10 protein-coding genes are annotated in these 14,135 nt (G+C 65.4%); 5 read left to right on the top strand and 5 right to left on the bottom strand.

Annotated features, from left to right (window positions below; translation table 11 throughout):
• Positions 1 to 6: 6 nt before the first annotated feature.
• From MFF55_RS04130 to MFF55_RS04120, 3 genes are all read left to right on the top strand, one after another.
• Complete coding sequence (locus MFF55_RS04130) at positions 7 to 777, top strand: aldo/keto reductase (RefSeq protein ID WP_238242817.1); 771 nt, start codon at positions 7 to 9, stop codon at positions 775 to 777.
• A gap of 32 nt (positions 778 to 809) precedes the next feature.
• A complete protein-coding gene (locus MFF55_RS04125) occupies positions 810 to 1,331 on the top strand; it encodes a VOC family protein (RefSeq protein WP_238242816.1) in 522 nt (173 codons plus the stop codon).
• 92 nt (positions 1,332 to 1,423) lie between these two features.
• Positions 1,424 to 1,861: a carbohydrate porin gene (locus tag MFF55_RS04120; RefSeq protein WP_306421379.1), complete on the top strand. Its 438-nt coding sequence runs from the start codon at positions 1,424 to 1,426 to the stop codon at positions 1,859 to 1,861.
• A 60-nt stretch (positions 1,862 to 1,921) separates the two neighbouring features.
• Here the strand turns inward: MFF55_RS04120 and MFF55_RS04115 are convergent, their stop codons facing one another.
• Together MFF55_RS04115 and MFF55_RS04110 are read right to left on the bottom strand one after the other, a co-directional pair.
• Complete coding sequence (locus tag MFF55_RS04115; RefSeq protein WP_238242815.1) at positions 1,922 to 3,841, bottom strand: potassium transporter Kup; 1,920 nt, start codon at positions 3,839 to 3,841, stop codon at positions 1,922 to 1,924.
• Positions 3,842 to 4,323: 482 nt separating this feature from the next.
• Positions 4,324 to 7,308, bottom strand: a complete 2,985-nt coding sequence (locus MFF55_RS04110) for an alkaline phosphatase PhoX (protein WP_238242814.1) — start codon at positions 7,306 to 7,308, stop codon at positions 4,324 to 4,326.
• A gap of 237 nt (positions 7,309 to 7,545) precedes the next feature.
• On the opposite strand from MFF55_RS04110, the gene MFF55_RS04105 reads away from it, so the two are divergent.
• Positions 7,546 to 7,806 (top strand): PepSY domain-containing protein, encoded by a 261-nt coding sequence (locus MFF55_RS04105; RefSeq protein WP_373874715.1) that lies wholly within the window; start codon positions 7,546 to 7,548, stop codon positions 7,804 to 7,806.
• Positions 7,807 to 8,330: 524 nt separating this feature from the next.
• Here MFF55_RS04105 and MFF55_RS04100 read toward each other — a convergent pair.
• On the bottom strand, positions 8,331 to 8,783 hold the full coding sequence (locus MFF55_RS04100; protein WP_238242813.1) for a MarR family winged helix-turn-helix transcriptional regulator: 453 nt from the start codon (positions 8,781 to 8,783) through the stop codon (positions 8,331 to 8,333).
• 86 nt (positions 8,784 to 8,869) lie between these two features.
• On the opposite strand from MFF55_RS04100, the gene MFF55_RS04095 reads away from it, so the two are divergent.
• A complete protein-coding gene (locus tag MFF55_RS04095; protein WP_238242812.1) occupies positions 8,870 to 9,472 on the top strand; it encodes an SRPBCC family protein in 603 nt (200 codons plus the stop codon).
• Positions 9,473 to 9,705: 233 nt separating this feature from the next.
• Here MFF55_RS04095 and MFF55_RS04090 read toward each other — a convergent pair whose 3' ends face one another.
• On the bottom strand, positions 9,706 to 10,611 hold the full coding sequence (locus MFF55_RS04090) for a GAP family protein (protein ID WP_238242811.1): 906 nt from the start codon (positions 10,609 to 10,611) through the stop codon (positions 9,706 to 9,708).
• 391 nt (positions 10,612 to 11,002) lie between these two features.
• Complete coding sequence (locus MFF55_RS04085) at positions 11,003 to 14,125, bottom strand: efflux RND transporter permease subunit (RefSeq protein WP_238242810.1); 3,123 nt, start codon at positions 14,123 to 14,125, stop codon at positions 11,003 to 11,005.
• Positions 14,126 to 14,135 lie beyond the last annotated feature (10 nt).

The raw sequence follows: 14,135 nt of genomic DNA, 5'->3' as shown, positions 1-14,135 counted from the left end.
AGATCCATGACCTCCACCTTCGCCATCGGCGGTGACCTTGTCGTGCCCCGCATCGGGTTCGGCGCGATGCGGCTGACCGGTCAGCCGGGAAACTTCGGTCCCTATGCGGACTGGGATGGGGGCAAGGCGCTGCTGTGCCGCGCCGTCGAGCTCGGCGTTTGCTTCTTCGATACCGGGCTTGCCTATGGACCCCGTCACAACGAGGCGCTGATCGCTGAGGCTCTTCACCCGTATGCCGACGGGATCGTCGTGGCTACCAAGGGGGGCATCGATAAGCTCTCGCCCACGCAGCTCGTCCGCGACGCGTCGCCCGCTACGTTGACCCGCCAGGTTGATGAGGCCCTCGTCCGACTAGGGGTCGAGCAGATCGATCTATTTCAGCTTCACTGGGTCGATCCCGCCGTGCCCATCGAGGAGAGCGTCGCCGCTCTCGACGCGGCCCGGCGGGCTGGCAAGGTACGCCACATCGGTCTCTCGAACGTCGCCCGGGAGGAGCTCGACCGCGCACTTGCGGTGGCCCCCATCGCGTCCATCCAGAACCGCCTCAACAGCGAGGAGCGCGGGAGCGAGGCGCTGGTGGATTACACGGCGGCCAAGGGCATCGCCTTCATCCCCTATGGCCCACTTGGCGCCCATCCGATGCAAAGAGGTGCGCGGCTTGATCCTGCGGAAGCGTTGCGTTGGCTGCTGGCCCGCTCGCCCAACATCATCGTCATCCCCGGCACGACGAGCATCGCGCATCTCGAAGAGAATGTGCGCGCCCTTGCCAACGCGTGAATCCTCCCCCGGACTTCTTGAGGACCTCAGTCATGAACGACAGCCCCATGCCCCCTACCGCCACCACCTTCGCCGCCTTCAGCGTTCCCGGAAGCGTCGAAACCGCGCCGGCGGTCACCGCGGACATGCGCTTCGACCATATCTCGCTGAACGTGCGCGACTTCGAGTGCGCACTCGCCTGGTATCAGACGAAGCTGGGCTTCCAGGTCGAGGTGGCCTGGCGGGTGGGCGCGCTGAACGGCAAGCGACTGGCCTATCTGCGCCTGAACGACACCGTGCTCGAACTCGTCGAGGCCGACACAGGAGGTATCGGCCTGCCTGAGCCGATGAGCTTTGCCGAGCATTTCGGGCGCACCGGCTACGGGCACCTCTGCTTCAGGGTGGACGATGCTGATGCGGTGATCTCAGGACTTGCAGGCAAGGATGTGCCCACCTTCGTACGCGCCGAGACCTACGACCTCGATGGGACGCCGTTTCGGCGGCGCGTCGGGTTCGTCAAGGACATGGAAGGCAACGTCCTGGAGTTCGGCGAGCCGCTTTCACGCACGAGCTGAGGCGTTGGTGCGTTCTCGACCCAACCTTGTCGGAAGATCCGGCTCGCGCTGTTCGGAAAGCGGGAGCTCGCGCCGTCTTTGTCCTGTCAACAGTGCGCCGACAGGGGCACCACCGCGAGCCCGGCGACTCGAACGACGGCGCCAGCGTCTTCCTGCGCCTGTCCGGCTCGCCGACCGACCGCAACCTTCTCGATTTCTACCTCGATGCCGGCATCGCCTACAAAGGCCTGCTGCCCGGCCGCTCCGACGACACGGTGGGCATCGCCTACGCGCTGTCGCGGATCTCCCGCGCCGCGCGGGGCTTCGACACGGATTCGATCTTCCTCACCGGCGTCGCCGGCCCGCGCCGCAGCAGCGAGGCGGTAATCGAGGCGACCTACCAGGCCGTGATCGGCCCCGGCATCACGGTGCAGCCGAACTTCCAGTACGTCTTTCGTCCGAGCGGCGGCATCCCCAACCCGCGCGACCCCGAGGGCGGGCGGATCAAGAACGCCGCGGTGTTCGGCCTGCGGGCGATCATCCGGTACTGATCCCTCAACCCCGCGTGACCAGGGCCGCAAGGCATCAGGGACATCACGAGGCGGAGAGCTTCAGATGCTGATCTGTGACCCAATCTCAACGGCACGGTCGACGGGGATGCGAAAGTAGCGGGAGGCATCCGTCGAGCTGCGTGCCAGCGCGATGTAGAGGCGGTCCTGCCACACCGGCATACCGGTCTCCGGTGAGGCGATCAGGACCCGCCGCGTCAGGAAGTAGGAGAGGTTGTTCGCATCGAGCCCAGCACCTGCCAGGGCCCGCGGCAGGTCGGGCAGCTCCATGAAGCCGAAGCGCACGCCCACGCAGGAGAAGGCATCCCCCAGCCGCTCGATCGTGACACGCTCGCCTTCCGCCACACGCGGCACATCCTCGGTGTGCACCGTCAGGATCAGATTGTGCGCGTGCAGAACGCGATTGTGCTTGAGGTTGTGCAACAACGCCCCGGGCGTGTCGCCCGGCGTGCCCGTCAGGAACACCGCCGTCCCGGGGACCCGCTGCAGCGACGACACCTCGGTCTTCTGCATGAATGCGGACAGCGGCTGGCGTGCGCGGTGGATCTCCTCGACGATCAGGTCCGAGCCCTTGCGCCACGTCCACATGACGAAGACGAGCCCTGCGCCGACCATGAGCGGCAACCAGCCGCCCTGGAGCAGCTTGAGAGCGTTGGCGGACAGGAACACGAGCTCGATCAGCAGGAAGGGCGCGATGACGAGGGCGGCCAGAAGGGGCGACCAGCGCCAGAACCTCCAGGCCACGATGAAGAGCAGGCAGGAGGTGATGACCATGTCGCCCGTGACCGCGATGCCGTAGGCCGCCGCCAGCGCGCTCGACGACTTGAAGAGCACGACCAGGAACACGACCGCGATGAGCAGCCACCAGTTCACCAGAGGTATGTAGATCTGCCCCTTCTCGGTCTCGGAGGTGCGCAGGACGCGCAACCGCGGCAGTAGCCCCAGGTGCATGGCCTGCTGCGTGATCGAGAAGGTCCCGGTGATGACGGCCTGGCTGGCGATGATGGTGGCCACCGTCGCCAGCAGCACCATCGGCAGCAGCGCCCAGGACGGGTAGAGCAAGAAGAACGGGTTCTCGATGTGCTCAGGGTGCGCCAGCAGCATGGCACCCTGGCCTAGGTAGTTCAGCGCCAGGGCAGGCAGAACCAGGACGAACCAGGCCGTCCGGATCGGTGTGCGGCCGAAGTGGCCCATGTCGGCGTAGAGCGCCTCGGCTCCGGTGACGGCCAGGAACACGGCCCCAAGCGCCAGCAGGCCGGCCGTGCCGTGGTTCAGGATGAAGCTGAGGCCATGCGCCGGGTTGAAGGCGGCGAGGATGCTCCAGTCGTCGGCGATGTGGCTCAGGCCGCCAAGGGCCATGACCAGGAACCAGAGGGCGGTGATCGGACCGAAGAAGGTGGCCACGCGCGCCGTGCCGTAGCTCTGCACGGCAAAGAGGCCGATCAGGATCGTGAGGCTGATGGGCAGCACGTAGGGCTCGAAGGCCGGGGTGACGAGCTTCAGGCCCTCGACGGCGGAGAGGACGGAGATGGCCGGCGTGATGATGGCGTCGCCGTAGAACAGGGCCGCGCCTGCCATGCCGATCAGGATGACCGCGCCGCCGCGACGTCCCAGCGCCCGCTGGGCAAGGGCGACCAGGGACAGGGTGCCGCCTTCACCTTGGTTGTCGGCCCGCAGCACGATAAGCACGTATTTGATCGTGACGATGAGGATGAGCGTCCACAGGATCAGGGAGACGACGCCCAGCACCATCGCGCGGGTGAGGCTGTGATGGCCGGCCCCGGCGGTGGCCGCATGCAGCGACTCCTTGAGGGCGTAGAGCGGGCTGGTGCCGATGTCGCCGTACACGACACCGATGGAGCCCAGCGTCAGCGTCCAGAGGCTCGACTTCGAACCATGCTCAGAGCCGGCCAGACTGGAAACGGATGAGCCTGGCAAGTTGGTCGTGGCACTGCCAGGCATAAGTTTCCGCCTCCGACCCGCTCGAAGGTCCCGCCAAGGAGCAGCTTACAACGGTCGAAGCGAGAAGTTGGTTCGGCTGCATGGAAAGCGTCAGGCGACACCACGTCATTCATGTCGGCCGCGAGCGTCCGAACAATCCGCGCTGGCTAATTTAGATGGTCCTCTTGCACATCTTCCTCAGCCATAGATTGGAGTGACCGGCTGTCCAATAAGCCAGCAATAGCAGAGTCATCCACATTTATGGCAACCGGAAGATCGAAGGTTTGACGTCAAAGGGGGCGAGCTGGCAGACTAATCGTGGAGATCGGGAGCACAGCACGGATCAACGACTTCTCCCTTGACTGCTTAGTTCTCAGAAGCGAGCCTTAGGAAATGCCGGCACAGCACACAGCTTAGCTGCGCAGCCTCCTCCGTGGCGTTTAGGTTTCCCAGAGCTCACTCAACCGGAGCCATGCTCCGGTTGAGTCTTTTTCCGCTAAAGATTACCCGATGTTGCCTGCACCAAAGGTCGTGTCGCCCTGCGCCGAGCGTCCCTCGTAGAGGCCGAACTGCAGATAGTGGGTCATGGGATCGATGCCCGCCGCCCGCACATCGGCGTTGGCCGCCAGGTACGCCGTGGTGTCGAACTCCACCGACGGATCACGCCCCTCGCGAAAGCCGAACTGGGTGTAGTGCGTCAGTGGGTTGATGCCGGACGCTCGCACATCCGCATAGGCGGCAAGATAGGCATCCGTGTCGAAGATCGCGTTGGCGTCCCGGCCCTCGCGGGCCCCGAAGTTGGTGAAGTGCTGGCGGGCAAAGGCGTAGCTGTCGCCGCCGGCAGCTATGGCCGCGTCCGCCACGTCCGGGTTGCTCAGCAGGTAGAACTCGGCATCGAAGCCACGCGCCGCGCCGATGTCGGCGGACCGACCCACCGCTTCGTTGATCGTCCGCCCCTCGGCCTGACCGAACTCAAGGTAGTGGCGCAACGGGTCGACGCCGGCCGCGCGGACATCGGCGTTGCGCGCGTAGTAGAACTCGTTGTCGAAGTTCGCCCCCGGATCGCGGCCCTCGCGGAAGCCGTTCGTGTCGTAGTGGGTGAGCGGATTGAGGCCGGCTGCACGCACGTCCGGGTTGGCCGCGAGGTAGCCGTCCGTCGAGAAGAAGGCGTTGGGGTCGCGACCCTCGCGGAAGCCGAATTCGGCGTAATGCGCGTCCGCGTCCCGACCGGAGGCCGCCACGTCGCGGTTGTTGGCGAGGTAGAACAGATCGTCGACGAGCGGCGCACCGTCGGCATTGTTGATCGTGCGGTCGCTGAACTGAAACTCCTCGATGCCGCGGAAGGTGTCCGTACCCTCGGGTCCGGTGATTGTCGTGGCACCTTTGGCCGCGGCACCGACGGTCGCGGCCGATAGCCCGAAGCTGAAGATCGCGCGGTCGGTCCCCGCACCCCCGATGAAGCTGTCGTTGCCGGCACCCCCGATGAAGCTATCGTTGCCCGCCCCGCCCGAGAGCGTGTCGTTGCCGCCGCCGCCGACGAGGAAGTCGTTGGCCAGACCACCCGTGACGCTGTCGTTGCCCATGCCGGCATTGAAGTAGTACGAGCGCCCGCCCTGCACGGCCGTGAGCGTGTCGGCACCTGAGGTGCCGAGCGTCACGACCTCGAAAGCGTCGCCGCGCTGGGTGCCGGCAAGCAGATCACGCACGTCGAAGGTGAGGCCGGGCCGGTCGGCGACAAAGGTCATGCCTTCGTCGTCGAAGCGGCTGACCGCACCCGTGAGGGCGTCGTTCGCCCCCTCCGCCTGCAGCCGGACGGCAAGGCCGCCGTCCTGCGGCGCCGGTCCGGCCGCATCGTTGGCGCTGCCGTTGCCGACCTGGGCCGAGACGAAGCTGAGGCGGATCTGGCTGGTAGCCGTCGCCGCCGAGACGTTGACGAGGTCGGAGCCGGCGCCGAGGTCGGTGGTGTCGGTGCCGTCCAGCGAGACGTTGAAGTTCGCCGTGTCGTTGCCGGCCCCACCGGTGATGGTGTCGTTGCCCGCCCCACCCTCGATCAGGTCGTTGATCGCCGTGCCGGCCAGGGTGTCGTTGCCCGACGTACCGGAGAGCCGACGATCGATCGTCATCGCAAGGAGTTGGCCGCCCTCGACGATCTCGGGTTGGCCGAAGGGATAGTGCGCCTGGACGTCGAGCAGCAGCACCTGCTCGCCGGGCCGGGCGAGGATGTCGGTGACGTCGATGACGCCCGAAGACTCCTCGTCGCGGGTGAAGGGCGCGACCGGTGCGCTGAAGCGGGCCGGGTCGTGCTCGGCGAGCTGGGTCAGCGTGTCGGTGACGGGATTGTACTCGTAGACCCGCGCCAGGCGGGCGTTGTTGCCCGGATCTTCCTGCAGGATCACCCGGCCCTCATCGGTCACGGTCATGTTGTCGAGCATGACCTGGCCCTCAGTGCCGTCGAGCAGCAACCGCACCGTGCCGCCGAGCTCAGGCCGCTGCACGTCGGTGAAGTCGAGGGCCCAGAGCCGGGAGGGGCTCGTCGGGTTGTTGGTCGTCACGAAGTAGAAGCGGTTCGGGTTGACCGTGTCCCAGGCGCCGTCCTCAGGGCGCAGGAACTCGGTCACGCCCTCGGCGGTGCTCTCGGCCTGGAGCTGCGCGCCGGTCAGGCGCGTGACGTCGCCGTTCGGTCCCATCTCCTGCAGCACGAAGGGCGTGCCGGCAGCGCCCACGGTCGTGGCGTTTGTCTCGTTTGCGAAGGCGGGCACTCGGATGCCGTAGAGCGCGCCGTTGGTCAGGCCGGCGCGCTCGACGTCGTTGCCCGTCGCCTGACGGTTGCCGACGTAGAGGTAGACCTGTCCCGGCGTGGCGTCGTCGGTGCCTATCACGACGGTGCGTGGGCCGGAGGTCGGACTGGCGACTGCGTTCTCCCAGGAGAACAGGCCGAGACGCGGGAGCTCATAGACCTGGCCGGCGCTGGGGCCGCTGGCGACGAAGGCGAAGGCACGGCCTTCGGGACCGACTTCCTCACCCGTCAGGAAGAGCCGGTTCTGCGTGCCGAGGCCGGTCGCCGCATCGAAGTAGGCCGAGACGTCGGCGAGGTCGGCCGAGCACAGCCGACCGAAGGCCGTGGTGCCTTGCACGTAGGTGCCGGCGGCGTCGTTGAAGGTGAAGACCGTCTGCGCGAGATCGCTCGCCGAGCGGACCTGATACGTCGATGAGTCAATCACGAGGCGGGAGACGAAGGCCCCCGTCGAGCCGTGCGCGCGCACGGTGCCGGCAGTCGCGCCAATCTCGTGGTTCATCAGGACAGTGAAGGTGCCGTCGCCATTGTCGAAGGCGCCGAGCCCGTCGGGGATGCCGACCATGCGGTAGGGCGTCCCGTTCACCGTGGTCGAGCCGGCCACCACATCACCGGCGCTCAGGATCGAGGTGAAGGTGACGTTGTTAGCGGTCCCGACGAGGTAGGGCGACTGGGTGGTGGAGGGGCCGATCATGGGGAACTCCGGGCGCTCAGCGCAAGGCACCGGCTCCCGGTGCGCGCCCCGGTGTACAAAGGGTTAAACGACAGTTTGATGACCTTAGAGGCCCTCTAAACTAGCGCTGCCGTTTACGACCGTGATCGGGACGGGATGACGTCTTCCTGCAACGGATTATGCACCTGAACAGAGAGGTGGTGGAGGGCCGTGGCGCGCTCTAGGTGAGCGGGTGCCCACACTTCGGAGACCAACCTCGTGAAGAAGATTTACATGCTCGCTGTGGCTGCCGCTCTGTTGGGAAGCTTGCCTGTAAGCTCGTTTGCCGACCAGCCGGGAGCTGATTGGATGACCGCGGAGCAGGTCAAGATGAAGCTGGTGGCCTCAGGTTATACGTCGATCACGAAGATCGAGGCGGATGACGGTCACTGGGACGGCGAGGGCATCAAGGAGGGACAGAAGATGAAGTTCGAAGTTGATCCGAAGACCGGCGAGATCCTCGGAGAGATGCCGAACTAGGTGTTTGATCCCGTGGCGTGGCGGCAGGCTCGATCACTATGCTGCGAAGGATGCGCTGTAGAAGCATCCCGAAGCAGCTATTGACCGGATAGACACCTCGTTTCGCGATATCTGAAGTCCGTGAGACCTTAGAATGTTCTAGATGGAGTTGATTGTAACTTGAAGGCCGTCAGTGCCTTCGAATCCCTCACCTGCCCGGAAGCAGATGGGCAGCTTTCCACCCATCGCGATCATACGCGTTCGTTCTATCAGACTGCCCAGAAGCAGACGCTCTGAAGGTCCGACAAGGGTTGTGAGCAGACATTGACCCACCACCCTGAAGCGGACATTCACTTGCAGGTAGGTGATCTTTCAGTGTCGAGCCCTGTCGCGCCTTCAAAGGATCTGCTTTTCGGCAGCCTGACCGAACGCCTTCGAATGATCGGAGAGAGTGGATTTCTACCCTCGATTTGCGGGAGGTTCGATGAGCTTCTGATCTTAAGATTTCGCCCCAGAACTCAAGGACTATGCACCAAGAGCAGAGCTTATCCCGGAGCCAAGGCAAACTCGTACGCAGAAGAAGCATCGTTCAGGTGCTTCACCGCAGCTGAACGCTCTACCGCCCCGTAAGTCTCGGCGATCCGTTCGATTTCGGCAGCCACACTGAGGTAGAGGGGCCCGAGCGTCTGGAACAGCTGTTCTGTGGGGTGGACGGTCACACCTCTTCGGTCCGCAGGGTCGCGCGCCCGCTTAGCCAGATTGGCTTTTTCGAGCCGGTCCAGGAGCGCTGTGACTGAGCCTGTCGTCAGACCCAGTTCAGCGGCGATCACACTGGGGCGGGTCGCGCCTTCAGCCAGCATGTTCAGGCAGCGCAGGTCATTGCGACTGACGCCAGCGATAGCCGCCGCCTTTGCGTCAATCCGATCAATTGATTTGTAGAGCCGTCGGCAAGCGGCCACGAGGTCCTGAGGGTGCGCCGGTCGCGCATGGGGAGACATTCTACCTCCATGTAACTTGACAATCAAGTTATTTGATGACAGTCATCCTTCAGCTTGCCCTTCTGTGCAAGGACTGAGGAAAGATCATGCTGGAGACCGCAATCTACGGATTTATGATCCTTGTCACCCTGATTGCCGTGCTGTCGGCTCTTGCTCCTGTTCGCGTCGCCTACACGGAAGAAATCATCGTCGAGGCCCCTATCCGCGACGTATATGACGACATCCGGATCCAGGAGCATCTGATGCGCTGGTCGGCATGGCCAAAGGAGACGAAGTCCACCTGTACGGTCGAAGGTGCAGATGGACAGATCGGGGCGAAGACGGCCTTCTTCACGAAAGGCAAGCGCGTCGGCTACCAGGAGGTCGTCAGCTTGAAGGAGGATCAGGAGGTTGCGCTGGTCCTTCACGGTCCCGGTCCCCCGCATCGGCCCGAGCTGACATTCGAACTGCGTGCCCTCACTGAGCATCGCACGCAGGTCTTGGCGCACTTCGTCAACGAGCTGCCGCGTCCGTTCAACGCGATCTGGAAGTTCGCAGGCCTGTCGAAGTGGACACGGGAGATGCATCGCAAGGACCTTGCTGGCTTGAGGGCATTCTCCGAGCCGCCGCACCGGGACAACAACGGGCGGGTTGTCGGCCGGCCGCCTCGGGGCGTTAATCCTTACGAGCACAACAAGCTTGCGGCATGAGCTATTTCACGCACGATTTGACCGGCTGGATCGCGTTGCATGGCGTCGGGAAATTGAGCGTACTCACCTACAAAGTGTTGTTCATGCCTCCGCACTTCGAGGCCTTGCTGCCCTTCAAGAACTACCCGAGACGACCTTCAGGTGCCTTGACCGGCCCGCGCGAGCCTTCAGGCTCACACCGTTGGCGTACCGAGCCCTTCGAGGCCCGGTTGAACAGGGTTGATCAACAAAGCCTAAGAGGACAGTCGGTATATCCGGCGACCGCCGTCAATGAGAAAAGTAATGGCGATCAAAGCCAGGGCGGACGGAAGTAGCTTCGCGAACGCCCAGTCGATAAACCTCCGCAATCGGCCGAACAGTACGTCGCTGCGTTCGGACGACATCACCGCACGAGCAACGATGAGGCCGATCAACGGCGCGCAGTAGATCAGATTGTAAAGCGCAAGCAGCAACCATCGGCCGACAAACCCTAACTCCGCCGCGGCGATCTGCGTTGCCGCGCCGAAGTACGGCAAAGCGGTCGCCATGTCGCTCAGGGTCGAGGCGACCGCGAACAACAGCGTCGCCAGAACGCCGAGGTTCGACGGAAGTGTGAATGCCTCGCCCCTGCTGGCCTGGCGGCTCATCGTGATCGCCAATACGGCCGCCGCCAAGCCGAGGGTCATCTCGCCGGCTCCCACCGCCCAACGCGGCATGACAGGCCAAAGGCATTCGAGGAACAGCGATAATCCTTCGAGGAGGAGAACGCCCCCGAGGAAGTAGGCTGCGAATGTGCCCAGCAGGAACGCAATTGAGCGGGGCATCGGATCGCGGGTGCCGAGCAGATAGGCCTGGGCCGCGACAGTGAACGGATTGAGGCTGTCGAGAAGCGCCAAGCCAATCAGCGATACGAGGAGAGGCGCGTCCATTTCATCCCAACTCAATGGCGCACTTGATTTCAAACGCGCCGTGCCGAGGAGTCGCGCCGCCGATCGGCGCATCTCGATCACCTTCGGATGCGCGCCGCGTCCTCGATTGCCGTGGCGAGATGGCACGAAAGGTGAGGCGGTTCCTGGGTTCCGCTTTAAGAAAGCGAGGGCCCAAGCGCTGTCCTGATGAACCGGCGCGGCGGGCAGGAATGCCGCCGAGCCGACAGACACCCTCTCAGCATCGTGGTGACAGGAAAGCTGGGACTCGGAACATCCGCCATTTGCCAGGTGCCAGCTTCAGACGCTCGCCAGGTGTCGGGTAATCAGCTCGGCGAAGCGAACCGGCGGCTTGGTCGGCGCGGGTGATCACAGCGATCGGGAACTTCGACACGTGTGGCCGCAATCATATGGCGAACCGATCCGACCGCCTTCGCTGAGAGGATACGATCCTCACGGGCCCATTCGACAAGAGCCGTAGTCGTGATCGCACGCGTCCCCATCGAGGACGCGTTACCTGACTCGTACCGGGTTTGAGTTCCCGCGTAGTATCCGAACGAAGGCGCAGTGCCTCGCGCGTACGACCGGCGGTCGGCCAATTCGATCAACCGTGCTATGAAGTGGTTCATCGGTTCGGTTCTCCACCAAGCTCCTCACGATCGCCGTCCTGCAGCGTCGTCAGGCGCGACAAGGGCCGGCCCAGGACACCGCGCAGGTCGTCCATGAAGGTGAAGGCGACGGGCACGAAGAGCAGGCTCAGCACCGTCGAGGTCAGCAGTCCGCCGATGACCACCACTGCCATGGGGGCCCGCAGTTCGGAGCCCGCCCCGAACCCCAGCGCAGGCACCATCATGCCGGCGACCATCGCCACCGTCGTCATGACGATGGGCCGGGCTCGCTTGACGCCCGCGTCGAGCAGGGCGTCGCGGCGGCCCACCCCCGCCCGGATCTCCTCGACCGCGTACTCAACGAGCAGGATCGAGTTCTTAGTCACGATGCCCATCAGCATCAGCAGCCCGATCAGGGACAGCACGTCGAGGGCCATGCCGGTGAGCAGCAGGGCGCCGAACGCGCCAGACAGCGACAGCGGCAGGGCCGTCATGATGGTGATTGGCTGAAGCACGTCCCTGAACAGCAGGACCAGAACGACGTAGATCAGGAGCAGGCCCGCTCCCATGGCCAAGGCGAACTCGCTGAAGGTCTCGGCCATGCTTTCCGCATCGCCGTAGAGCGGGATGCGGACGCCCGTCGGAAGGTTCGTATAGCCCGGCAGTGCCTGTACGGCAGCGAGCGCCTGGCCGAGCGTAGTGCCACCGACGAGATCAGCCTCAACGGCTACGCGACGCTCGCGGTCGAATCGCTCGATGCTGCCCTCGCCCGAACCGAGCTCGACGTCGGCGATGAGGCGCAACGGCACGGGCGCACCGGACGATCCCGCCACCTTGAGGTTTCGCAGCACGGCGATGTCGTCGCGTGCGGCGTCCTTGAGACGAACCCGGATCGGGACCTGTCGGGTTCCCGCGGAGAACCGCGCCAAGCTCTGATCGAGATCGCCCTGCGTCGCAACACGCAAGGCCGCCGCCAGGGCGTCGACGCTGATCCCGAGGCGGGCCATCTCGTCGTCCTTGGGACGGATCTGGACCTCGGCGCGCGGAAGCGGTGCGGTCGAGCGCACCGAGGCCAGCATCGGCAACGCGCCCATCTGCGCGGCCAAGGTCTCGGCCGCACGCGTCAGCTCCGCCGGGTCCCCTCCGACGAAGAGCACCGAGACGTCGCGCGCTCTCTGGTCGTTGGGGAAGGCAACCCGCAGGTCGGGGATGCCGACGAGCATCGGACGGATCGAGGTCTGGAAGTCCTGCAGCGAGAGCGAGCCGCCCACGGCGTTGCGCCCTCGCTCGCTCTGCGGTTTCAGCACCACGGTGGCCGAGCCCTGTGTCAGGCTGCCGGCCGCGTTGACGGTCGAGCCAACCGGCGGTGCGCCAAACTCGACGAACACGCTCCTGACCGCAGGATGGCCCTTGAGTGCCCTCGTCAAGGCGTCCGCGGTCCGCTCCGCCCTGCCGAGCGTGGCGCCCGGCGGAAGTTCCAGCGATAGCGTCGTCTGCGCCTTGTCGCTGCGCGGTAGGAAGCCCGCCGGGATGTAGCCTGCCAGGACGACGGAACCGGCAAAGATCGCGCCTGCCACGGTCAGGCTGACCCAGCGATGGTCGAGGCACAGGCCGAGAAGGCGGCGGTAGAGGCGCAGGATCGCACCCTCGCCCCCGTGCTCGGCCTGCGGCTCGAGGAAGTAGGCCGCGATCAGCGGCGTAAGCAGGCGCGCGACCAGGAGCGAGCAGAACACGGCCACCGCCACGGTGACGCCGAACTGCCGGAAGTACTGACCCGCCACGCCGCCCATGGCTGAGACCGGCAGGAAGACGACCACGATGGCCATCGTGGTGGCCACGACCGCAAGTCCGATCTCGTCGGAGGCGTCCAGCGCCGCACGGTAGGGCCGCTTGCCCATGCCGCCGTGGCGGATGATGTTTTCGATCTCGACGATGGCGTCGTCGACGAGGATGCCCACGACGAGCGTCAGCCCCAGCAAGCTGATCACGTTGAGCGAGAAGCCGAAGGCGAGCATGGCCGCGAAGGTCGGCACCAGCGAGAGCGGCATCGCAATGGCCGCGATCAGGGTTGCCCGCCAGCTTCGAAGAAAGATCAGCACAACGACCGAGGCGAGCCCCGCGCCGATCAGCAGCTCCTCTATGGAGGCATGATAGCTGTCGAGGGTGTCGGCGACAGTGGTCGCGATCTTCGTCAGCTTGAGGCCGGGATTGCGGGCGACGACCTCCGCGAGGCGGGCCTCGACGGCTTCGGCCACCGCGACCTCGCTCGACCCCTTGGCACGCAGGACCTCGAAGGCGATGACGGGCTCGCCGTCGAGCCGCGCAATCTGGCGTGCCTCGCCCGCACCATCCGAGACGGTGCCGATCCGCCCGAGCCGCACCGAGCCGGCCCGCGGCGTTGCGATCTCGGTGCGGGCCAGCGCGTCCGCCGTGAGGACTCCGCCGAGCGCGCGAATGGCCTGCTCGCGGCTACCGGCCTCGGTCCGCCCGGCGGCGACGTCGAGGTTGGTGGCGCGCAACTGCAGGCTGACCTCGGATGCGGTTAAGCCGAGCGCGTCGAGCCGGTCCGCGTCGAGGTCGATCCGGATCTCGCGGTCGACGCCGCCCTTGCGCAGGATCTGGCCGACCCCGCGGATCGCACGCAACTCGCGCGAGAGCGTGTCGTCGATGAACCAGGACAGGTCCTGCGACGCCATCGCGGGAGCGGCGACGGCATAGGTCAGGATGGCTGCGCCCTCGGCGTCGAGCCGCGCAACGACGGGCTCGTCGATGGTTCGCGGAAGGTCCGACCGGGTGCGGTCGACGGCGTCCTTCACGTCGGTGACGGCACGGTCGATGGGCGTGCCGAGCTGGAACTCGACGGTCGTGGTCGAGACGCCGGTCTGAATCGTCGAGGTGACGTGCTTGACGTTGGCGACGGCCGCGATCTGGCCCTCGATCTTGCGGGTGACCTGTGTCTCGATCTCGGAGGCCGCCGCTCCGGCCTGCGTGACGGTGACCGTGACGGTCGGGATGTCGACGTTCGGGTTGGCGTTGATGGGCAGGCGCCCGAACGCGACAAGGCCCGCGACCGTCATCAGCACGAACAGCACGATGGGCGGGATCGGATGCCTGATCGACCAGGAGGAGATGCCGGACATGTGTGCTCGG

It is taken from the genome of Methylobacterium iners (assembly GCF_022179305.1).
Classification (GTDB): domain Bacteria; phylum Pseudomonadota; class Alphaproteobacteria; order Rhizobiales; family Beijerinckiaceae; genus Methylobacterium; species Methylobacterium iners.
This window is presented reverse-complemented; position numbering and strand designations above follow the sequence as displayed.